At 48.1% G+C, this 22729-nt stretch carries 21 protein-coding genes; 10 read left to right on the top strand and 11 right to left on the bottom strand.

All coding sequences use genetic code 11. The annotated features are described in order from the left end of the window. Positions 1–306, bottom strand: coding sequence for a type II toxin-antitoxin system Phd/YefM family antitoxin (locus tag OU814_RS16885; RefSeq protein ID WP_199329274.1), 306 nt, complete (start codon positions 304–306; stop codon positions 1–3). Positions 307–445: 139 nt separating this feature from the next. Here OU814_RS16885 and OU814_RS16880 point away from each other — a divergent pair, with 139 nt between their 5' ends. Next, positions 446–670 carry a hypothetical protein gene (locus OU814_RS16880; protein WP_268184468.1) on the top strand — a complete coding sequence of 75 codons (225 nt, stop codon included), beginning with the start codon at positions 446–448 and terminating at the stop codon, positions 668–670. A 231-nt stretch (positions 671–901) separates the two neighbouring features. On the opposite strand, the gene OU814_RS16875 is transcribed toward OU814_RS16880, so the two are convergent. Then, complete coding sequence (locus OU814_RS16875; RefSeq protein WP_268184467.1) at positions 902–2788, bottom strand: tetratricopeptide repeat protein; 1887 nt, start codon at positions 2786–2788, stop codon at positions 902–904. After that, the gene (locus tag OU814_RS16870) at positions 2772–4142 is read right to left on the bottom strand and encodes an AAA family ATPase (protein ID WP_268184466.1); all 1371 of its coding nucleotides are present in this window, start codon (positions 4140–4142) and stop codon (positions 2772–2774) included. The genes OU814_RS16875 and OU814_RS16870 overlap by 17 nt, the downstream gene beginning before the upstream one ends. Positions 4143–4814: 672 nt before the next feature. Between OU814_RS16870 and bicA the strand changes: the two genes are divergently transcribed. Further along, positions 4815–6473, top strand: coding sequence for a bicarbonate transporter BicA (bicA, locus tag OU814_RS16865; RefSeq protein ID WP_017287889.1), 1659 nt, complete (start codon positions 4815–4817; stop codon positions 6471–6473). A gap of 246 nt (positions 6474–6719) precedes the next feature. Here the strand turns inward: bicA and OU814_RS16860 are convergent, their stop codons facing one another. Both OU814_RS16860 and hisA read right to left on the bottom strand, forming a co-directional pair. Beyond that, on the bottom strand, positions 6720–8360 hold the full coding sequence (locus OU814_RS16860; protein WP_268184465.1) for a M48 family metalloprotease: 1641 nt from the start codon (positions 8358–8360) through the stop codon (positions 6720–6722). Positions 8361–8692: 332 nt separating this feature from the next. Next, the gene (hisA, locus tag OU814_RS16855) at positions 8693–9466 is read right to left on the bottom strand and encodes a 1-(5-phosphoribosyl)-5-[(5-phosphoribosylamino)methylideneamino]imidazole-4-carboxamide isomerase (RefSeq protein ID WP_268184464.1); all 774 of its coding nucleotides are present in this window, start codon (positions 9464–9466) and stop codon (positions 8693–8695) included. 115 nt (positions 9467–9581) lie between these two features. Here hisA and OU814_RS16850 point away from each other — a divergent pair, with 115 nt between their 5' ends. Further along, positions 9582–10289, top strand: a complete 708-nt coding sequence (locus tag OU814_RS16850) for a rhomboid family intramembrane serine protease (protein WP_017287886.1) — start codon at positions 9582–9584, stop codon at positions 10287–10289. A gap of 134 nt (positions 10290–10423) precedes the next feature. Further along, the gene (locus OU814_RS16845; protein ID WP_017287885.1) at positions 10424–10834 is read left to right on the top strand and encodes a hypothetical protein; all 411 of its coding nucleotides are present in this window, start codon (positions 10424–10426) and stop codon (positions 10832–10834) included. A gap of 78 nt (positions 10835–10912) precedes the next feature. Here OU814_RS16845 and OU814_RS16840 read toward each other — a convergent pair whose 3' ends face one another. Beyond that, positions 10913–11092, bottom strand: a complete 180-nt coding sequence (locus OU814_RS16840) for a YqaE/Pmp3 family membrane protein (RefSeq protein WP_190648742.1) — start codon at positions 11090–11092, stop codon at positions 10913–10915. Positions 11093–11201: 109 nt separating this feature from the next. Here OU814_RS16840 and OU814_RS16835 point away from each other — a divergent pair, with 109 nt between their 5' ends. Further along, positions 11202–12005 (top strand): sulfurtransferase, encoded by an 804-nt coding sequence (locus tag OU814_RS16835; RefSeq protein WP_268184463.1) that lies wholly within the window; start codon positions 11202–11204, stop codon positions 12003–12005. Here OU814_RS16835 and OU814_RS16830 read toward each other — a convergent pair. After that, positions 11991–13418, bottom strand: a complete 1428-nt coding sequence (locus tag OU814_RS16830; RefSeq protein ID WP_268184462.1) for a hypothetical protein — start codon at positions 13416–13418, stop codon at positions 11991–11993. The two genes, OU814_RS16835 and OU814_RS16830, sit on opposite strands and share 15 nt — an antisense overlap. Positions 13419–13812: 394 nt before the next feature. Between OU814_RS16830 and OU814_RS16825 the strand changes: the two genes are divergently transcribed. Next, positions 13813–16134 (top strand): FecR domain-containing protein, encoded by a 2322-nt coding sequence (locus OU814_RS16825; protein ID WP_268184461.1) that lies wholly within the window; start codon positions 13813–13815, stop codon positions 16132–16134. A gap of 65 nt (positions 16135–16199) precedes the next feature. Here the strand turns inward: OU814_RS16825 and OU814_RS16820 are convergent, their stop codons facing one another. Genes OU814_RS16820 through rpmI form a run of 4 tightly spaced genes read right to left on the bottom strand, consistent with a single transcriptional unit; the run spans position 16200 to position 18143 of the window. Continuing rightward, the gene (locus OU814_RS16820; RefSeq protein ID WP_190649786.1) at positions 16200–16730 is read right to left on the bottom strand and encodes a tetratricopeptide repeat protein; all 531 of its coding nucleotides are present in this window, start codon (positions 16728–16730) and stop codon (positions 16200–16202) included. 43 nt (positions 16731–16773) lie between these two features. Beyond that, a complete protein-coding gene (locus tag OU814_RS16815; protein ID WP_268184460.1) occupies positions 16774–17484 on the bottom strand; it encodes a transporter substrate-binding domain-containing protein in 711 nt (236 codons plus the stop codon). A gap of 57 nt (positions 17485–17541) precedes the next feature. Continuing rightward, the gene (gene rplT, locus OU814_RS16810) at positions 17542–17892 is read right to left on the bottom strand and encodes a 50S ribosomal protein L20 (RefSeq protein WP_268184459.1); all 351 of its coding nucleotides are present in this window, start codon (positions 17890–17892) and stop codon (positions 17542–17544) included. A 53-nt stretch (positions 17893–17945) separates the two neighbouring features. Beyond that, the gene (gene rpmI, locus OU814_RS16805) at positions 17946–18143 is read right to left on the bottom strand and encodes a 50S ribosomal protein L35 (RefSeq protein WP_017287877.1); all 198 of its coding nucleotides are present in this window, start codon (positions 18141–18143) and stop codon (positions 17946–17948) included. Between the two features lie 261 nt (positions 18144–18404). On the opposite strand from rpmI, the gene OU814_RS16800 reads away from it, so the two are divergent. From OU814_RS16800 to OU814_RS16785, 4 genes are all read left to right on the top strand, one after another. Continuing rightward, complete coding sequence (locus tag OU814_RS16800) at positions 18405–20156, top strand: iron uptake porin (RefSeq protein WP_017287876.1); 1752 nt, start codon at positions 18405–18407, stop codon at positions 20154–20156. A gap of 200 nt (positions 20157–20356) precedes the next feature. Next, the gene (rimP, locus tag OU814_RS16795) at positions 20357–20818 is read left to right on the top strand and encodes a ribosome maturation factor RimP (RefSeq protein ID WP_017287874.1); all 462 of its coding nucleotides are present in this window, start codon (positions 20357–20359) and stop codon (positions 20816–20818) included. Positions 20819–20861: 43 nt separating this feature from the next. Beyond that, the gene (gene nusA, locus OU814_RS16790; RefSeq protein WP_268184455.1) at positions 20862–22181 is read left to right on the top strand and encodes a transcription termination factor NusA; all 1320 of its coding nucleotides are present in this window, start codon (positions 20862–20864) and stop codon (positions 22179–22181) included. A gap of 44 nt (positions 22182–22225) precedes the next feature. Next, positions 22226–22528: a YlxR family protein gene (locus OU814_RS16785; protein WP_326498313.1), complete on the top strand. Its 303-nt coding sequence runs from the start codon at positions 22226–22228 to the stop codon at positions 22526–22528. Positions 22529–22729 lie beyond the last annotated feature (201 nt).

The raw sequence follows: 22729 nt of genomic DNA, 5'->3' as shown, positions 1-22729 counted from the left end.
CTACTGAGGGTCGGCGGGATTGAGAAAGCTGTTTAAGATATCGTCTGGTAAGGGGGCGTTAAAGTCGTCTGGGATGATCAGTTTGCCTGCGTATTGTCCGGGAACACGAGGTGAATTTTCTGGGGGGTGAGGTTTACGATCGCGGTTTGCAGGAGAGATATGGGCGACCGCTTGTCCATCTTGGGAAATGATGATTTCTTCGCCTTGGATCACCCGATCGAGGAGTTGGGTAATGTTGGCAGTGGCTTCGGGTAGAGTGACGTGGGTGACCATGGGTGGGTAAGCCAGGATGGTTGTGTCTGTCATTATAGTCGGGGCAGAAAGTCGATCGCGCTATTTTGACTAGAGCGATGCAATGAGCAAGGACGCTACATTGATTTGTCGAAAGTGACGTGAGCAGGTTTTGATTCTAAAATGAAGCAACATTCACTGGACAGCTCTTGCGATGGAAGTTCTTAAGTTCACTACAACGATCGATGAGTCTGGACACTTGCATCTGGATATCCCGACGGAGCTTTCCTCGGGGCAAGTGGATATTGTGGTGATTGTGAATCCGAGTTTGTCTAGTACTGGGCAGAAAGCCTCTTATGATTTTTCGGATTTGGCAGGACAGTTAGATTGGCAAGGGGATGCGATGGTTATGCAGAGAGCGTTGCGAGATGAGTGGTAATCGTTATTTCTAATATCAGCATTGCTTAAGGGTGAGAATCACCTGGTTCAACAGAACATGGCAAGTTTGAGGACGGGAGATCGAGCGTTTGCAAAGGTGAAGGAGTTGACGATCATAAGCTGGTAGAGATGGCTCATTCCACATCGCTTATCTGCGGAGCCATGCGATGAGAAGGACGATCGCGATTCCAACGCAGAACCAGAGAATCCGATTGGTTTTATAGCGGGGCGGTCAGAGTGCTTTATCACAGTCCTCAACGTCTTGAGCAAGTCCCATTTCTTGATATAAACGGCGAGCGTTTTGGTATGCTTCGATCGATTCTGTCTTCCGCCTGAGCTTTGCTAGAGCAAGTCCCAAGTTAAAATAAGAATCTGCCTCACCCCTACGATTACCAATCTCACGCTTAATCTCTAAAGACTGTTGATGAAAGTTGATCGCACGGTCGTACTGTCCTAAAGAATCGTAGGCATTGCCCAAACTACCAAGGGAAGCAGCTTCACCCCTACGATTACCAATCTCACGCTTAATCTCTAAAGACTGTTGATGAAAGTTGATCGCACGGTCGTACTGTCCTAAAGAATAGTAGGCATTGCCCAAACTACCGAGGGAATTGGCCTCACCCCTACGATTACCAATCTCACGCTCAATCTCTAAAGACTGTTGATGAAAGTTGATCGCACGGTCGTACTGTCCTAAAGAATAGTAGGCATTGCCCAAACTACCGAGGGAAGCGGCCTCACCCTCTCGATTACCAATCTCACGCGCAATCTCTAAAGACTGTTGATGAAAGTTGATCGCACGGTCGTACTGTCCTAAAGAATAGTAGGCATTGCCCAAACTACCGAGGGAAGCGGCCTCACCCCTACGATTACCAATCTCACGCTTAATCTCTAAAGACTGTTGATGAAAGTTGATCGCACGGTCGTACTGTCCTAAAGAATAGTAGGCATTGCCCAAACTACCGAGGGAAGCAGCTTCACCCTCTCGATTACCAATCTCACGCTTAATCTCTAAAGACTGTTGATGAAAGTTGATCGCACGGTCGTACTGTCCTAAAGAATCGTAGGCATTGCCCAAACTACCGAGGGAAGCGGCCTCACCCTCTCGATTACCAATCTCACGCTCAATCTCTAAAGACTGTTGATGAAAGTTGATCGCACGGTCGTACTGTCCTAAAGAATCGTAGGCATTGCCCAAATTACCGAGGGAAGCGGCCTCACCCCTACGATTACCAATCTCACGCGCAATCTCTAAAGACTGTTGATAAGCTGTAATAGTCTCTTCATATCGAGATTGACTAATTAAAAAGTTCCCTAAACTTATTAGCATCCACATAAGATTAGGTTGCTTGTTGAGTTGCCGATATCGATCGAGAGAATTCTGAAAAGCATCGATCGCAAGCTGCCTTTCTTGCTCTAGATTCTCTGCTTTCCCACTTGCAATCCTCTTGCCGTAAACCTGCCCTAGCTGATCATAGAGCGTTGCTAAATTAGGTGACTCTGGTAAGGTTGACTCTAGCTGTTGAATCTCTGAAAGTAACTCTTCTAAAGGTGGTAAAAACTTGTCATCTGATTGAGCTTCTGAGGGCTGTATCTGCTCCTGAATCAGAACTGGAATCAACTCTGTTTCCTGCGAGGCAAACCGCAACACTGCCTTTCTCCAACTCCAAAAGTCCGGTGCTTGACGGCTCATCTCACGTAGAATCCGATGCGTTACCCACAGCACGATTGGCACACGAAACTCTCTCAATCCCTCTCGCGTCCATTGCAAATACCCAAAAAACTTATCAAGGTCACTTTGTTCCTGCTCCCGCATCTTCACCCGCAGTAACCACTCCGCCCCCGTCACCGTCACAACTGCCTCATCTCCAGGCTTCATTGCTAACTTTGCTAAGCTCGATCGTAAACTTGGCTCATTCCCTAAAACAATCCGAAACGATCGAATCTTGGACTGTCGCGCCTCTGCCTCATATCGATCGATAATCCGCTGCCGCAATCGCAAATCATCACACGCCACAATAATCAATGCCAGTCGATCCTGATTGTTCTCAATCAGCGAAATTAGGCTCTCATAAGTTGCTTCATTCTCTGACGTGAGCGGCTTAAGCGCTTGCGACATCCAAGATTCCCTCCTGCACTAGCAAATCTCGCACCAGTGGATTTAAGTCATACCAAAGCAGCGCATTACGATACTCCAACACATACAACCCATGTAGCAAATCTAAGAAGCGCTGATTCTCAGTATCTTTCGGCTTAAACTCTGTATAGATTAACTTTAGCGCGTCAAAATCAGTCTGTCCTAACACTTCCGCATACTCAAGCTGTAGCTCCGTCACCACTTCATTCAAAATCGCCTGATCCACAATCACACCCGGTTGATCGACCTGCTGCCGTCGAATCTGTCCGCGAATCTTCTGCATCGCCTTGCCACAACAGCGATCGCTAATCCGAATCAACTCCCGCAACACCCCTCCACTGAGGAGAATAATCTGTCGCTTCACCTCAGCGTGCATCAATTCAGGCGGCAACCGTCGATCGAGAATCTGAGCAAAGACCTCGACGCAGGACTCATCGGGAACTCGATCGGGCTTTCTCACCGCTGCTTTGCTAAAGAACTTCGCCACCCGCATCGTATGAATTTTGTTCACATAGGTTTGAATGCTCGTTCTGATTGAAACCTCGCGCAACGTTGCGATCGGAACCGTGTAAATGATTCTCAGATTGGGGTCGAGCAGCGATTGAATGTTCTTGTTAAAAATCTCCTCTGTCACAGCCAAATCTAGCTTGTCTAAGTCATCAATGATCACTAAAACTTGCTGACCCGTTGCATTCTCGATATAGACTTGCAGTTGATTAATTTGAGCCACCAGATCCGAAATGCGCCGCGCAAACTCGATCGAGATTTCCCGCCGAATCACCGAATTGATTTTGAGTTTCGACTTGATCTTTGCTAAAAATTCCAAAATCACTGGAATCCCACCTTTTACGGTTGCTTCCGTACTCGCTTCGATCTCTGCTTCAACTGCCTTCGATTCGGTCTGAGTATGCTTGCCAAGCCAGCGATAGAACTCTCTTTTGATTCCTGGCTTGAGCCGAATTCCCCTCTCTTCTGCCGCTTCCAGGAGTTGCAATGCGATCGAGAACAGAATATTCACGTGATCCACAGCTGATCGCTCGATCGTATCTGCAATTGAAAACATCACCACAAAATATCGATTCGTCTCCAGCAAGCGGAATCCCAACTCCGCCAGCAGCGTCGATTTGCCACAGCCACGATGCCCCGTGAAAATCAGTTTATTATCACGCGAGACACAATCCTCGATCGCTTGCTCTAGCTCATCCACCAACTCCGCCTGATACTCCACCCCCAACCGATCTAAAGCCTCACGGGTGACTAGTGGATCAAGTTGGAGATTGCGCCCCGCTTCTCGGAAGAGGTCTAAACGGTGATGCAGCGCTTCTAAACTGGACATGCGATTCCTGCTTCATTCAATTGCTTCCCCATTGTATTCGCTTGATTTACCACGATTGATAATCTTCAATCCATCGATTCGGCTTGTCTCTAATTAGAAAGGTCAATCAATTTGAGACACCCTCTGGCGACAATTTCCGAAAGATTACAACTTTCACTTAGAACTTCACAAATTCTCGAAAAAGCTCAACTGCGGACAATGAAACTCCGAGCGATCGATGTCGAAATAGACTTCAGACGCGATCGCAACCTGACCTGCAATTGAGAACAGGGTTATGACCGCTCTCAGACACAAGAGAATATGTATCGATTAGTTTCGATGGATCCCAATAGAAGACAATCGCGGTGATTGCGCTGCATTACATCCCGTACTCTATGCTTTTTCGGTCAACCCTTATGGAAAAGATAGAAAGCTTCTATGGAAAAAAGTCCTGTTTCTGACGGATTCACTTGAGCAACGTCACCTAGAGTGCCGTACAGTGAAATCATCGGAATAATTCAATTATTACCAAAATTTGAACTCTATAGAGGAACTCGTCGGAGAGCCTAGTTTTACGCTATCTACATAGCGAGTTTTCTAGCCATTTTCTACACCTTTTGTTTGTACAGATAGAAGGTGACAGGGTTGCATTGTCTCAAATTGAGATTCACTTACCGTTCATTCACTTGGGTTATGACAATTACCAATCTAATTCGATTTAATAATCTCCGAGGAGATATCTTCGGAGGCGTCACCGCAGCTATCGTTTCATTGCCCCTCGCACTCGCTTTCGGGGTCGCCTCTGGAGTCGGTCCCATTGGTGGACTGTATGGCGCAATCTGCGTTGGATTCTTCGCTGCACTGTTTGGTGGCACTCCAACACTGATCTCTGAGCCAACTGGTCCGATGACCGTTGTCATGACCGCGATCGTCGCTGGATTGACCGCAAGCAATCCAGAAAACGGCTTAGCGATGGCATTTACGGTCGTCATGCTGGCTGGACTGTTTCAAATCGTGTTCGGTATTTTCAAACTGGGAAAATATGTCACGCTGATGCCTTATAGCGTCATTTCCGGCTTCATGTCTGGAATTGGCGTAATTCTGATCATTCTACAGATTGCACCCTTCCTAGGGCAGGCAGCTCCGAAAGGTGGCGTGCTTGGAACAGTGATGGCAATTCCAGGTTTGATTGCCAATGTCAAAACACCAGAAGCAATTCTCGGTGCAGTCACTTTGGCAATTATCTTCTTGATGCCGAAAAAGCTGAAGCGACTCGTTCCGCCTCAGTTGGTTGCGTTAATCATTGGAACAATCATTTCGTTAACCGTGTTCCAAGGCGCTGATATTCGTCGGATTGGTTCGATTCCAGTTGGATTGCCGCCGCTGCAACTCCCTACCTTTACTGCAAGTCAACTGACCACCATGTTTGTGGATGGGGTAATGCTTGGGATGCTGGGCTGTATTGATACACTCTTGACAGCGGTTGTTGCAGATAGTCTGACTCGCACAGAACATAAATCAGATAAAGAACTCATCGGTCAAGGAATTGGCAACATTGTCTCTGGATTGTGTGGAGGGTTGCCGGGTGCTGGAGCTACGATGGGAACCGTGGTCAACATCCAAACTGGTGCGAGAACTGCTGTTTCTGGATTGACGCGTGCGATCGTACTTCTGGTAGTAGTCCTGGGTGCTGCAAGGCTCACTGAACCGATTCCGATGGCAGTTCTCGCAGGGATTGCTCTGAAAGTAGGGATCGATATTCTCGACTGGAGCTTCTTGAAGCGATCGCATAAAGTCTCGCTCAAAGGTTCCCTGATTATGTACGGGGTACTGCTGTTAACGGTGTTTGTGGATCTGATCGTGGCAGTCGGCGTAGGGGTCTTCATTGCTAACATTCTGACGATTGAGCGACTGAGTGAAATGCAATCGTCAGAAGTCAAACTGATTTCAGATATGGATGATGATGCGCGTCTCTCAGCGGAGCAAAAACAACTGCTCGATAAAGGACAAGGACGTGTTCTATTGTTCAGCCTTAGTGGGCCCATGATTTTTGGCTTGTCGAAAGCGATCGCGCGGGAACACAATGCTATGAAAGAGGCAGATGCCTTAGTTGTGGATCTGACTGATGTTCCAACAATGGGCGTAACGGCTTCGTTAGCGATCGAGAATGTCATTCGGGATGCGAGTGATAAAGGCTTAGCGATTTACCTGGTTGGGGCAAGTGAGAAAGTTCAGCGTCGCTTGCAAAAGTTGGGGCTGTTCGATGTCATTCATGCTGACCATTTTTTCAGCGATCGTACCGCAGCCTTAGAGCAAGCTGTGAGCCATGTCTATCTCAAAGAGACTGCTTAATTGATGGTTTTGAGTCCAACCTTTGATAGGGAAAATCACTGTCCTAGCCCCTTTACTTGCCACCGTAGAAGCTGAGAATGGGACGATCGTGCTATCGGGTGTCCTGCTCACTTTGCTTGTGATGCATCTCACCAATAAGCTCGGTGGCAACGTAGAGCTTAGTGTTTGGCGAAGTAGGGTTTGAAAATGAATAAAGGGGCGATCAGGTTTGAGATCGCCCCTTTATTTAATATTTAATAAGCTGCGTTAATTGCGATCGCGTCGATTCCCCTTCTTCTCTTCCCGCTCTTTATGTTCTTTCAGGAGTTGCTTCACTTTCGACTGAATGGCTGAATGCTGCTCCACTCCCTCGAAAGCATAGCGATTGTAACCCGTCTGAGTGATTAGCTCTTGCAGATAGTTCACTCGATCGTTAGGTAAAGGATGCGAAGCTAACCAAGCAGGCGGAAGATCTCGCTTCTTCTCTTCTTCTTGTTTACGCAGCGTCACCATCAGATTGTACAAACCGTCTGCTGCATAGTCTGTCGAAGCTAAAAGTCGAGTTCCTAGCACATCGGCTTGACGTTCCATATCGCGGCTATAGCTCAGTGTTGTCAGGTCTGTAATCAAGCCACCCACGTAAGGAATGAACTGAGTAATATTAGCCGTGAGTGTGCCTTCTGTAATTAGTTGAAAACTATGAGACAGAATCGCATGAGAGAGTTCGTGTCCCAATAGTCCAGCGAGTTCAGCTTCGGAATTTGCTTTCTCAATCGCGCCTGCATTCACAAACACCTTCCCACCCGGCAGCGCAAATGCATTGAGCTTGTCATCTAAGACCACATAAAATTCGTACTTAAATTCTTTCCTGCCAGCAGCATCCGCAAGCTTCTGTCCGATGCCTGCTACATAGTCATTGACTTCTTTATCTTCAACCAAATCAAGCTGACGTTTTGCTTGCCGAACAACACGATCGCCAACCGCAGATTCGCCTCGCAACAGTAGCGCAGTATTCTGAACTGAAGTCAGTGGACCAAATAAGCTTCCAGTGAGGGCGTACCCTAATGCCCCGGTGAGAATTCCACCAACGAGATTGCCTCGAAGTCTGCTACGAAGTTGCTTTTGATAGCGTTTCTGATAGTCATCTGCTAGTGCTGTCAGTGCTGAGGCTTCGGAATGATTGGGGTTGAGTAAGGCAAATTGTCGAGCCGCGATCGACGCATCAATCCATTTCTCATTTTTTGCCAATGCTGCGACTTTTGCTTTGATCAACTCTGGCTGATTGGGATAGCGAGTTGCCGCTTTTTCGAGTACCGCCAACGCTTGTTCGGTTTTGCCAAACTTCTCTAGCGCCTCCGCATATCGCAGCTGTCCCGGAACGAATTGCGGAACTTCTTTGACTAAAAGTTCCAAGGGGACAAAAATTCGACTTTCTAAATTCTGAGCCAGTCCCGCTTCAGATTCGCGCCAGTACACTTGTCCCGCAGTCGATAACTGAGCAGGATCAGTGATCACTTCTTGAGTGCTCGCTTCGATGACACCCTGAAAAGGAGGCTTGACTGCTTGATAAAGCTTGACCGCTTGAGCTTTGTCACCGGATCGGTAAAGTCGATCGGCTTCGATCAATGTCTTCTCCCGCTCTAACTGTTCCGGGGTTTTGGTCGGCTCGGCAGGTTTAGACTCTGCGGGCTTCTCATCAGGCTTTGGCTCGGCAGGTTTAGACTCTGTAGGCTTCTCATCAGGTTTAGAGTCTGTGGGTTTCTCAACTGTCGGAGTCGGGCTTGGAGTCGTCGCACTGGCAGAAATTGCAAATGCGATCGGGCGAATCAAAAGCAAGATTGCACAACAAACTGTGACGAATCTTGGAAAGTACCAGCGCCAGCGTTGCCGGAAAACTTGCTTCTTCATCGGGAACTCCAAATTTTGTATGAGGATCAATCTGTACCCATCCAACCCGACCTGACGCGCCCCCTTGAACGTCCTTCAAGACGCAAAGGGGACAACGATCTCCGAAGAGTCTTGCCGAATTTCAGCGATCGCACACGCCCGTCAAAAGTTTGGATAGCTAGTTCTAAACTCGCACAAATCTAGCGTTGCAACAGTGCTTCAATTTGACGCTTTGCAGATTCTTTAGCAAGTTGCTTCGCCAACTTCTTCGGAAGTTTTTTCTTCAGCTTGTGAACTACTTTCTTCGCAATCTTCTTCGCCAATTTTTTCTTGTGATGTCCCATAACTGTCCTCTATGCCAATGCCGACGATCCAAAATCCGGGGGAACATCCTGCCAGCGTCCTTGTCCCACTGCTCGAACCGCTTCTTTCAGAGAAACATCTCCGGTGTAAATCGCTTTTCCAACGATCGCACCTGTCACTCCTTGCGGTTCTAATGCCAATAGGCTGAGTAAATCCGTCAACGAACTAACTCCCCCCGAAGCAATCACCGGAATTGCCGCGATCGCTGCTAAATCCCGCAATGCTTCCAGGTTTGGTCCCTGCATGGTTCCATCCCGATGAATATCAGTATAAATAATCGCTGCGGCTCCCAGTTGCGCCATCCGCTCCGCTAACTCTGTCGCCAAAACTTCTGAAGTTTCGAGCCAGCCTTTTGTGGCAACTTTACCATTGCGCGCATCGATTCCCACAATGATTTGACCAGGGAATTCTCCACACAATTGCGCAACCAAATCGGGCTGTTCCACTGCAACCGTTCCTAAAATCGCCCATCTTACCCCTGTCGAAAGTAATGCGGCGACGGCATCGCGATCGCGCAAACCGCCCCCAACCTCAACCGGAATCTCCACAGCTTCCACGATCGATCGAATCACATCCAGATTCACAGGATGTCCAACTTTTGCGCCATCGAGATCGACTAAATGCAATCGAGTTGCACCCTCTGCTGCCCACTGACGTGCGACCGCAACCGGATCATCATTAAACACCTGCGACTGGTTATAGTCGCCTTGATACAGACGCACACATTTACCACCGAGCAAATCGATTGCTGGGATCACTTCCATTCCGCTTCTCCTTCCAAAGACAGACTGCCATCATAGATCTGTCTAGAGAGCAACAGACAGCGATCGAAAAAATCAGTTACTCTTTTGACTAAAATTATTTAATTGGGGATAAGCTGTGTTTCCGGTCGGCGACGATAATCCAATTCGCATTACACCCTATGTCACATACGGAATTATTGCGGTCAACGTTTTAGTCTTTTTCTATCAATTAACGCTTACACCTGCGGAACTAGACAATTTTTTCTACACTTGGGCAGTTGTTCCCCGTGAACTTAGTGCAGACCTTGCAGGAGCCTCTCTTCGCTATCAACCTTTCCCAGAGTGGATTACTCTAATCACGTCGCAATTTCTGCATGGTGGGTTTGCCCATATCTTTGGCAACATGTTGTTCCTCTGGATTTTTGGCAACAACGTCGAAGAAAAACTGGGACATCTGCGATTTTTGATTTTTTATATCGGCTGTGGCATGTTGGCAGCCGCAACTCAATGGTTTTTCTCAATGGACTCTAATATTCCATCCTTGGGAGCCAGTGGCGCGATCGCGGGCGTGATGGGGGCATACATTCTGCGCTTTCCGGGCGCAGCCGTCACTACGATTATTCCGCCGTTCTTCTTCTTTCCATTTCGCGTTCCCGCTTGGGCATATCTAGGTATTTGGTTTATTCAACAAGCCTTCTACGGCGTTGCCAGTTTAAATGTTCCTGCGAATATCGGTATGGAGCGGGGCGGAGTTGCCTACTGGGCACATGCAGGCGGATTTGTGTTTGGAGCAATTTTAGGACCGCTGCTCGGATTGTTCTCCAATAGGGATCGAACATACTAAGCATAGAAAATCTTGATAGAGGCTTGCGTCGAGTTCCACCGCAGACTGATAATCGTAGATAGGACTACTTTTCATCTGTTGATCTCAACGGATCAGCAACCACGATTCAGCAACTAACCCAGGAGTATTGTTCAATGGGCGGTGTCATTAACTTAATTAAAAAGCTCTTTAGCGGAATTCTTTCTTTGATTGGACTCGGCGGTAAGTCATCGGGTGGCTATTACATGGAAGCTGAGCCTTTGTCAGCAACCGAAGCTCCGAAAGAGACAAAGCAAGAAACTCAGAAGTTAGCCGCGACTGAGGCAGAAGTTGCGAAACCAGAACCTGCAAAAACGGAAAAGGTCAGTAAGCCTGCAACGGCTGATCTGAATGGTTCAGCCAATGGATCGAAGCCGCCGGTTTCAGCAAATACCTTGAATTTGCCCCAGCCGACTGCTAGTTTCTCAACCACAGCGCCAACCATCACCACTCCTCGTCGCCGTCCTGGCGCAAACATGGGTGCATTCTTGGACATGGCAAAAACGGTCAAGACTCCAAACAGCTAATCTTTAATTTTTTCGCATTAGTTAAAACCGCTCGATCTTACGATCGAGCGGTTTTCTTGTCAGCCTGTGAGCTTTCATTTAGTAAGCGCCACGTCGTTCTTCGGTCTTTTGTAGATACCAAATTGCGTGAATAATTCCGGGAACCCATCCGAGTAGAGTCAGCAGAATGTTGACAACCAGTGCTGAACTAATTCCAGAAGTCATGAAAACAGCGACAGGAGGCAGGACAATAGCGAAGACTAAGCGTAAGAAGTTCATAAGAGGTCTCTAATTTTCGATTTTTTGAGTTAATCCGATTTTCCTGTAATCATGGGCGATCGCCGTCTTCCTGAAGGTAGGATTTGAAAAGACCGATCAGGAGAATGTCATGGTAGAAGTTGCAATCACAGCGGCATGGTTAGCGGATCATCTCAACGATCCCAATGTGGCGATCGCAGATTGTCGATTTGCGCTGATGCAACCCGAACTCGGACGGCAGCAATACAGAGAGGGACATATCCCTGGCGCATATTATTTCGACCTCAATCAAGATCTCTCTAGCCCCGTACAAAAACACGGTGGACGGCATCCTCTACCTGATCCCGAACAGTTTGCCCACAAGCTCTCGCAACTGGGGATCACGCCTTCAACCTTAGTGGTTGCTTACGATGACTCGCGATTTGGATTTGCGGCGCGGTTTTGGTGGCTCCTGCGCTACTTCGGACACGAAAATGTCAGAGTGCTCGACGGTGGCTTTGCGAATTGGCAAAATTTGGGCTATCCCGTGACCTCGATCGTGCCGACTGAGCGAGCCGGAAATTTTACACCTGAGATTCAGTCCGATTGGATTGCCGATATTGCAGCCGTCAAAGCCGGAACGTCAACTTTAATCGATTCGAGAGAGGCAGAACGATATCGGGGAGAACGTGAGCCAATCGATCCGATCGCAGGTCATATTCCCGGTGCCGTGAATTATCCCTGGCAATTGGTCACCGACGATCGTGGATTTCTCAAAACGCCTGAAGCCCTGAAAAAACATTGGTCAGGCATCAAAGATGACCCGATCGTATATTGCGGTTCTGGTGTCACCGCTTGTGTGAATTTGTTGGCATTAGCAGCAAGCGGCATCGATCGCGCAAAACTCTACCCCGGCAGTTGGAGCGATTGGTGCTCATATTTAGAACAGGGGTAAGTTGAACACCAAGCCAGCCCCAAAAATAAAGCCGTTGAAATTGATGCCTCGCTCTGTGGAATTCCCAAAACTAAAGCCACTAAATAGATTCACTTGAGTTCGAGGCGTAGCATTGTAGGTCACTCGCGCGACGAGTTGATGATACAAATCATCGCGATCTATCTGGGTAAAATGCGACCAAGTAAATTGGTAATCAATTGCCGTTTGCAGCCGAGGGTTGAGGCGATATCCCAAAGTGGTAATGAATGAATTAAGGATCCGACTGCGCTGATCCGGGTCTGCAATGCTCCAGCGAAATTGATAAAACGTATTCAGCGACAATCGCGGAGACAGTTGATCTTGACGGCTTAATTCTAAGCGAAGTGAATGATCGTTAAAAAACTCTTTCCCACTAAAGATCTGCTGTAACCCTCGGCTAGATTCAACTAATTTCTGATGACTCCACCCAATCTCCCCGGACACGCGAGGCGTAATTCGATGAAAAACGCCCACACGAAACCGCAATTCGTCATAATTCAACGATCGTCCCTCATATCGCCCAAGTCGGGCATAGCGGACGAGATTGGCATCGATCGAGGTAATCAAAAACGTTTTCCGCCCGATCGGAGGCGCATAAAAGAAGGTTAACCCTGTCCGAAGTAGCCCATCATCGACGGGATCACGCTCTGAAAAGACATTCGAGGTTTTGAAGTAGTCCGCTCTTGCTAAGAGAAAAGCAGAAGTTTGGCGCGGACGACTGGGTATCGCGATCGACGGTTGTGGGGCGGTGCGCTCTTGCAATCGCAATGTGCCTAGTTCGGGATCACTTGTCCCCGCTGGGGGATCAACCGCGATCGGCTGAATATTCAATTCTCCTAACTCAGACTTCGGAATCGGACTGAGGCGCAAATCGCCAATCTCCGGATCGACTTGTCCTTCAGTAGGAGGAATCGGCAGGAGTGGAGCTTTACTAGACGTATAAGAACATTGCGCAGTCGATCGCCAACAACGGCTAGAGGGTAAAGGAGGAGAAGGAAAAGATTGATCTGAAAAGGTACGAGTCATACTCGCTTTTTCAGCGGGGGCAGGCAGCACTGCGATCGCCTGGGTTGGGTCTAACCCTGAGGCAGCGGGTGCTGTCAATGACGGGAGCGGCGCAAGATCTTTCGCTTGATACGACACAGAATTGAGATTCGATCGCGTCCTAGGAAACTTTAGGGCAGCTTCAGAAGTCTGGAGTTCCGATGCATCTGTCTGAAGTTCTGGAGTTTGATCTTTTAGCGGTAGCTCCTCTTTAGGTATAAAACTACACTGAGCTTTATCCGTAAAAGCCAGGATAAGCGAGGCGCTAATTTGACCCAATAAGTGGTAGCGTAATTTACATAATTGCTTCTTGTTGCAAATTTGTTTTCGAGCCTTAAGCAGAGATTTCACAGCATTAGGTAATCGTAGAATCGAGCATCTCACAGTCGTTCACCAATCGTTCACCAATCGTTCACCAATTGTTCACGCGCCCTCTATTCGGTAGAGACAGCTTGTCCTAAAGAATAATTTTGTGACTTCTAGATCAAGTAATCCGGAGAACTTCAATTCTTGTTGCATATACAAAAGTAGCCTCGTATCTTCACTTAATCTTGTATAAAGTCTAGTTAAAGCTTGAGCAGAAACAATCCAGATTTTTCGCTTGACATGTAAAGTATTTATGAAGACTACATTGTGTAATTTCACTTAATCATCTCACACGAGTAGAACTGGGTTGAATCTGCTTAGGCTAACCCGCCTCTGGATGCGTGCCATCGCATTCCGTCCTTTTGTTCTTGGAGCGTCTATGTCCCGTAAATTGTTCCTCACGATCGCCTCTCTGATCCTAGGAGTTGGTACTGTGGTTTCCACAAAGGCAGCCTATGCCTTAACTCCACTCACTTCAGCCGAGATCCGGGAAATTGTAAGGCGAGTTCAGTTTGTGCCGAAGGGACAAAGCCCGCGAGATGCCGTCCTATCAGAAATTCTGCGCCCTGATGATGCGCTGCATACGATGAGAGCGTCACGGGTGGGTTTACGATTTAACGATGGCTCTTGGGCACGGGTTGGTGAGATGGCAGTGTTCCGATTTGTGCCTGGAACACGAAATTTTCGTCTCACAAATGGAACGGTTCTCTTATTGATTAAGCCAGGGCAGGGAAGAACGACGATCGATACTCCCAATGCTTCAACTGGAGTGCGCGGATCAGCGTTATTTGTTCGGTATGACGAGCAAACTGAAACGACCGTAGTTGGCGCTTTGACGAATAATCCAGCAGGTCCAATGGAAATTGTGGACAACACAACTGGGCGCAAGGTGCCATTAGAAGCAGGACAAATGGCGATCGTTGATCCCTTAGGAGTTCGGCTTTTCAATTTTGACATGCACCGCTTCTATGAAACGAGCGATATGGTGCGCGGTCTTGATTTGCAGCGACGAGAAACACAGCCTCATCCAGAACCAGGAATTGCCGCTGTACAAGCAGAAACAGCACAAGCTTTACAAGAGCAAAAACCTTTAACGGGACCGGTGATCGAAAATCCCCGAATGGTGCAGCTAACTCCAGTTCCGGATCCTGCGCCAAATCCCCCTGCACAAAATTCTACTGGCACGGGTCAGCAGTCAGCCCAAACCTCCCCGACCAATACTGCCACAAGTCAACCAAGTACCGGAAACCCACCTTCCCAAAATTCGAGCACGGGAACTGGAGGGACACCTAGCAGTGGACAAACTTCAGGAAACACGACTCCAACCAATCAAAATTCAACTGGTTCCCAACAGAACAACGGTAGAGAACCTGTAGAAGTTGATGCTACCAGAGGCGCACAAAAAGCTCCCGAGAGTACAACGGGCGGTAGTGCTGGAAACGCTACAAACTCGAGTCAACCGAACTCCAATTCAAATCAACCCAATTCAAACTCAAATCAACCAAACTCCAATTCAAATCAACCAAACTCCAATTCAAATCAACCAAACTCTAATTCAAATCAACCGAACTCTAATTCAAATCGCCCCAATTCAAACTCAAATCAGCCAAATCCCAATTCAAATCAACCAAACTCCAATTCAAATCAACCAAACTCCAATTCAAATCAACCAAACTCCAATTCAAATCAACCAAACTCCAATTCAAATCAACCAAACTCCAATTCAAATCAACCAAACTCCAATTCAAATCAACCAAACCCCAATTCAAATCAACCTAATTCAAACTCAAATCCAACGTCCACCACTCCAAATCCATCTGGCTCCACTCCCAGTAACCCAAATCCGGCAAATTCAGCACCAGCGACTCCCAGATCAGCAGACCCTGCACCAACTTCAGGAGAATCGACTAAGCCTTCAAACAATCCTGCACCAAATCCTCCAGCAAACTCGAATCCTCCAGCAAACTCGAATCCTCCAGCAAACTCGAATCCTCCAGCAAACTCGAATCCTCCAGCAAACTCGAATCCTCCAGCAAACTCGAATCCTCCAGCAAACTCAAATCCCCCAGCAAACTCGAATCCTGGGCAATCTTCCCAACCTGAACAGCCCCGCCAGATTCTAGAAACAACACCCCCTGGAAGAGCTATTCAAGCTTCGCCTGAAAACCAAACTCCTCCCCTTTCACCTACTACACCAGCTACCAATCAAGTTTCAAATCCAATCAATACTCCACCTACTCAACCAGTAGTCGAGCCAACCCAATCTCCTACTAACCCTCCTGTAGAGCAAGCAGCTCCAACTGCTCCAGTCCAAGCCCCAACCCCAACTCCAGTCGAAACTCCTTCAACTCCAGTCGAAACTCCAGGTCCAACTGCTCCAGTTCAAGCCCCAACTCCAGTCGAAACTCCCTCAACTCCAGTTGAGACTCCAGGTCCAACTGCTCCAGTTCAAGCCCCAACTCCAGTTGAGACTCCAGGTCCAACTGCTCCAGTCGAAACTCCTTCAACTCCAGTCGAAACTCCTTCAACTCCAGTCGAAACTCCTTCAACTCCAGTCGAAACTCCTTCAACTCCAGTTGAAACTCCGGCTCCAACTGCTCCAGTTCAAGCCCCAACTCCAACTCCAGTCGAAACTCCTCAACCCCAGAATTCTACGCCCCCGCAGAATTCAACTCCCACTCAAAACTCTGCCCCAAACTAGGAGCGGCACAAATAAAAAAGGAGGACGATCGCTGAATCGTCCTCCTTTTTTCAACTCAATCAAACTTATGCTGAAGTGACCAATCGTTTCCGCAATGACTCAGCCCGCCGCTTTGCTGTCTGATTACTCGGTTCGATCGCTAAAGCCTGCTCATAACATTCCAATGCTGGCGACGCGAGTTGCTTGCGCTCATAGGAATGCCCAAGATTATTTAACGCTGTCACATACTCAGGCAGAAGCTTAAGTGCTTCTTTGTACTGTTTAATCGCAAGATCGTACTGTTCTTGAGCAAAGTAGGCAAATCCCAAAGCATTGTAGACCGCTGCAAGATCTTGACCTTCGAGCGTTTCAAGCTTGATCGCTTTTTGGAATTGAGCGATCGCTTGAGTAAATAACCGCTTATCGAGCAAAATGCTCCCAAGTTCGTAATATTCTTCAGCAGTGCCTTTTTCTTTGTTCAGTTTGCTTTGAAGTCGAGAAAGAGCGCTCTCGATCCGACGAGTTTTCAGAACTTGCCGAACCACAAAGAACGCAACACTGCCCAGTAAAACGAGCAAAAGCGAGATGTAAAGGATTGGAGAGGCTACACTATCCATAAGACTATCGTTCGCAAATTAAAAGGCATCTTTTCAGCGTATCTCAAGGAAGTCCCCAATAGTTAGCTCGTTGCTGTAACCATCCTTCAGCTTTCCAGCGTCGAATCACTTGATCTACACTGCGGCGAAGTTGATCAGCCTCAAGCCCTTTCGGGAAAACGATCGCTAGGGATTCAGTTGAAACTCGAAATGGCAAAACTCGATATTCTGGAAACTCCTGCACCCACCCTGTGAGAATGCTAGCGTCTGCCGCAAATGCGATCGCTGTTCCCGATTCAAGCAACTGCTTTCCCGCTGCATAAGAATCCACTCCAACCAGTTGAAGCTGTGGGAATCGATACTTCAGAGTTGCAATAGTGCTGGCATGATTCAAAACAGCGACCGTCTGATTTGTTAACTCCTGCTCACTCCGAATCGCAGAATTTTTAGTCACAAATCCTGTTCCATCCAAGTAGTAAGGTTCGCTAAACGCAACAATTCGAGCGCGAGAAGAGTTTACTGTGACCCGCGCGATCGCAAAATCGACTTTTCCATCAATGACCACTTGCAGTCGATCGCGATTCGAGACGGGTTGAAATTCGATCGCCGCTGAACTTCCCAATAATTCCTCGGCTAATCGCTTCGCAATATCAATCTCAAAGCCTTGCAATCTGCCTTGAGCGTCCCGAAATCCAAGCGGGCGAACATTGTCTTTCACCGCAACAACCAGCTTACGGTTTTGGGCGATCTCGGCTGCACACAAAGATGGGGACACAAACAACTGCGCCCCCATAACGTACAAACTACAGATTGCGACGAATCGCTTCAGCATCTAGGCTTTAACAGCCTTTTCAACAACTTTCGCAAATCCATCGGGATCGAGAACTGCGAGTTGTGCCAACATCTTGCGGTTAATCAAAATATCAGCCTTTTTCAGCTTGCCGATCAACTGGCTGTAGCTCACGCCATGAATGCGCGCAGCAGCATTGATCCGAGTGATCCACAACCGGCGGAAATCACGTTTCTTCTTGCGGCGATCGCGGTATGCATTCCGCAATGCCTTCATAACTTGCTGATTCGCGGTGCGGAACAGCTTAGAGTGAGAGCCACGGAAGCCCTTCGCTAACTTCAAAATTTTCTTGCGGCGTTTCCGAGCAACATTGCCGCGCTTAACCCGTGCCATGTTTCACTATCCTTGACTAATTTTTAATATTGCGATCGTGTCTCAGCCAACCCTTAGAGATAAGGCATCATCAACCGAACGTTGTCTGCATCGCGCTCGTTCACCAAATCGCCTCCTGCGATCCGACGACGGCGGCTCATACTCTTATGGAATAAAAGGTGGTTTCCGTGAGTGCGACGGCGTTGGATCTTGCCGCCACCAGTTGCTTTGAAACGCTTTTGTGCAGATTTGCGGGTTTTCAGCTTCGGCATGGGTTTGCTCTAATTCGACACAGTTGTCAATCGTACTACAAATTTAAAGATTTAGGCAAATTCGATCCATTTCAGTTTTCTAACATTGTTCAGAAAACCAGAAAATGTGTTGGGCATAGACTTTAATCGATAATAATGTCCGGCAAATCCCGAAGGCACTTTTACCCGCTGAGATCCCTTAACCGTATAGCTTTAAGAATAGACTGCGCTAAAAGAAATACGCGGCAGCAGGATTTATTCGTCGTTTTTATTCGTGGTGAGATGATGAAGGTGAAAAAATTAAAATTTGAGATGCAGGTGAGCCTAGCGAGCCTGGTTGCGGGATCGATCAGTTTAGCTGCCGGAAATGCGATCGCGGCTGAACCCACCTCCGAGTTAAATCAAATCCCTTCCGTCTCTGAGTTGAGCCGTCCAACAGCTCCAACAATGTCACAAGTGACCTCTGTATCACAGCTTTCAGATGTCAGACCGACCGATTGGGCGTTTCAGGCATTGCAATCCTTGGTAGAGCGGTATGGCTGTATTGCAGGCTATCCCGATCGCACCTATCGCGGCAATCGTGCCTTGACCCGATACGAATTTGCAGCAGGATTGAATGCCTGTCTCGATCGCGTCAACGAATTAATCGCGGCTGCCACTGCTGATCTAGTCAAGAAAGAAGATTTAGCAACCCTACAAAAACTGCAAGAACAATTTGCCGCAGAACTGGCAACCCTGCGCGGACGCGTGGACTCTCTCGAAGCGAGAACCTCAACGCTGGAAAAACAGCAATTCTCCACAACGACTAAGCTCTCTGGAGAAGCAATTTTCAGTGTGGCAAATGGCTATGAGTCAGGCGATGCCGGAAATGATGCCAATACCGTCTTCAACAACCGCGTCCGCCTCAATCTCAACACGAGTTTCACTGGAAAAGACCTGTTAATCACTGGATTGCAGGCTCAAAACTTCGGTGCAAGTGGAATTGCAGGGGGTAGCGGCTCTAGTATTGCTCAAACCTTGGGCTATGCTGATCCCGTCTTTGGCTCTAACAGCAATGTCAGACTTTCTTATGAGCCTCAGTTTCCCACAGTTGATCCTTCAACGCTGACTGGAAAAGGCGCAAACAATAGCCTGTCTCTCTACAAACTGCTTTACATCTTCCCCGTTGCAGACAAAGTCACCGCATTTGCTGGAACGAGTGCAGAAGTTTCGGACGCGTTCCCATCCGTCTTGCCCTGGGCAAGTGAAGGACAGGGCGCACTCTCTCGCTTTGCGTCGCTTCCAGCCGCTCAGCGAGTTTCCGGTGGAACCTCTCAAACAGGTTTAGCAGCGGCAGCAGGGGTGATCTTTAATATCTCCGACGCGATCGACTTCCGGGCTTTGTATGGAAGTGTCAACGCGAACATTCCTGGCAACCGTGGCTTAGGCGGTGGGACTCCACTGGGCGCAGGCGTTGGCGGCGGAAGCTACGTTGCAGCGGCTCAACTGACGGTAAAACCCAGTCAGGCGTTCACCGTAGCACTGAACTACGCTCATAGTTATCACCAAATCAATATTTTGGGTACGGGTCTGAGCAGTTCTGATATTGGCGCAGTCAATCTACCAGGCGGTTTGACCTTAGGAAATCTGAACCAAGGGATCAAAATGAACACCTTGGGCGCAACTGCCGCATTCCGCCTCTCGCAAAACATCACCTTAGCAGGCTCTTACAGCCATATCTTTGCAGATCTCGTCGATGTCGATGCAGGAACAAACTTTAACTCCTGGTTGGTCGGACTTTATGTGACCGATATTCTCAAAAAGGGCAATTCAGCGGGTCTGATTTTTGGTCAACCGTTGAAGCGAGTCAGCACAGATGGCATTGCAAGCAATCCTGAAAATCGCACCCCTTATCAGGTTGAAGGCTTTTTCAACTTCCGAGTCAACGACAATCTGAGCATTACACCCGGAGTGTTTGCTATTTTCAATCCAGAAGGACAGAGCACGAATGGAACAGCGATCGTGCCGGTAATTCGGACGACCTTTACGTTCTAGTAGGGGGTAGGGAGTGGGGAATAGGGGAACGTTGGGTTACTCTCCACTCCCCACTCCCCACATAAAAAACGGGCGACTCTGAAATTTTTCGCTAAACTTGGGTTGGAAGAACAGTAACTCTGTTTGACCGAACTCCATGAAATCAGTCGTTTCATGAGAAGTGGGCATTGTCCCACTTTTTTATTTGGAGAAGTTGTTCGATGGCACATCCTTTGATTCCTCAAGTTTTAGAAGTTGCGGCTCCAGTCGCGGAGACGCTCGGTCTAGAAGTGGTTCATGCGGTGTTTCACACGAATCAGAATCCTCCTGTCCTCAGAATTGATGTGCGTAATCAACAAGCCGATACGGGACTTGTGGATTGTGAACGGATGAGTCGGGCATTGGAACCGATTTTGGATGAATTGATTCCGGATCAGTATGTGCTGGAAGTTTCTAGCCCCGGAATTTCTAAATTGCTGACGAGCGATCGAGAATTCATTTCTTTCCGCGGCTTTCCCGCCATGGTCACGACATCAGAACCTTATCAAGGTCATATCTACTGGGAAGGCAATCTGATTCGACGCGACGAAACCAACGTCTACATCAGCAAAAAAGGACGTACAATTTCGATTCCTCGAACCCTGATCACGAGCGTTCAACTGACCGAAAGCGAAGAAGACTAATTTCCTGACAATTCAATATTTAGTACCTACGGAGATTTTCCCTATGTCAATGGTCGCCTTGCCCGGACTCAAAGACATGATTGACGGCATTAGCCGTGAACGTAATTTACCCAAGCACTCAGTCCAAGCCGCGCTCAAAGAAGCCCTAATGAAGGGATACGAGCGGTTTCGCCGCACTCAGAGAATCGATGGCGATGGGTTTGACGAAGAATATTTCAATAACTTCGAGGTCGAACTTGATGTCGAAGAAGAAGGCTTCCGCGTATTAGCTACGAAAACGATCGTAGATGAAGTCGATAATTCAGATCACCAAATTTCTTTGACCGAAGTACAAGAAGTTGCACCTGAAGCTCAAACAGGCGATACAGTCGTGCTGGATGTCACCCCCGATCAAGGTGATTTTGGACGCATGGCAGCGATCCAAACCAAGCAAGTTTTGGCGCAAAAGCTGCGCGATCAACAGCGAAAACTCGTTCAAGAAGAATTCCAAGACCTCGAAGGCACAATTTTGCAAGCGCGAGTTCTACGATTCGAGCGGCAGTCAGTGATTATGGCAGTCGTGAGCGGGTTTGGGCAGCCAGAAGTCGAAGCGGAATTGCTCAAACGCGATCAACTGCCAAACGATAATTACCGCGCCAATGCAACGTTCCGCGTTTATCTGAAAAAAGTCAGTGAAGGATCGCACCGAGGCCCACAGTTGCTCGTTTCCAGAGCGGATGCAGGTCTGGTCGTTTACTTGTTTGAAAACGAAGTGCCTGAGATTCAAGATGATGTGGTGCGGATTGTTGCAGTGGCGCGCGAAGCGAACCCTCCTTCCCGCCATGTTGGACCTCGGACTAAAATCGCTGTTGATACTTTAGAACGAGATGTTGATCCAGTTGGAGCCTGCATCGGGGCGCGCGGCTCTCGCATTCAAGCGGTGGTCAATGAATTGCGCGGTGAAAAGATCGATGTCATTCGATGGTCGCCCGATCCGTCCACTTATATTGCCAATGCACTAAGTCCAGCGCGAGTGGATGAAGTGCGCTTAGTTGATCCCGAAGGTCGGCAAGCGCATGTATTAGTCGGTGAAGATCAATTGAGTTTAGCGATCGGCAAAGAAGGTCAAAACGTTCGTCTTGCTGCTCGTTTAACGGGCTGGAAAATTGATATCAAAGACAGCCGTAAATATGATGAAGCGGCTGAAACTGAGAAGATTTCGGCTCTAATCGAAGCACGTCGCCAATCTCAACCCGCCATGGATGAGTATGACGATGAGGATGACTACGAAGAAGAGGAAGTCGCGATCGCTCCTCCAGTCCCAGAACCTGAAGAAGAACCCGAACTCGAAGAAGAACCCGAACTCGAAGAACAGCAAGTCTAGAAATTGAGTGCTGCTCACTTTAAGCGAGTTAGAAAAAATGCAGGATGAGATCGCTAAAATTGAGATCTCATCCTGTGTTGTTTTTCATGCTCCCGAATTACCGTCGCTGCATCTGTTGTCGCAAAGTCGCACCAAAAGCCGAGTTTTTGCGTATCGTTCGTCTCCATCCATCGCATGAAATCGCGATCAATACTGGCATGGGACGCTCCGCCTATCTCTGCCCGACCGCAGACTGTCTCAAAGCAGTTCAAAAAAAAGATCGCCTCAGTCGCGTCCTCAAAGCCCCCGTCCCGCCTGAGATCTACCAAACTTTACACCCCTCGCTTCAGCCAAACACGAAAATCTAAACTTGCAGAACATCTTTTCCAACTCTTCTCCTGCGATATACTAGGGATAATGTCCAAATTATTTTTGTCTCCCTGTCCTGTCGTTAGGAGATTTGCCGCCCCTTGCTCTGAGTCAGTCTTCTGTGTCCTCTCTTCAGTTTCAGCCCCAGAGCAACTCAGATCTGTACAGCGGGGAGGGTGACTACTCACCAACATTACTGC

Source organism: Leptolyngbya sp. GGD (assembly GCF_026735145.1).
GTDB lineage: Bacteria > Cyanobacteriota > Cyanobacteriia > Leptolyngbyales > Leptolyngbyaceae > Leptolyngbya > Leptolyngbya boryana.
This window is presented reverse-complemented; position numbering and strand designations above follow the sequence as displayed.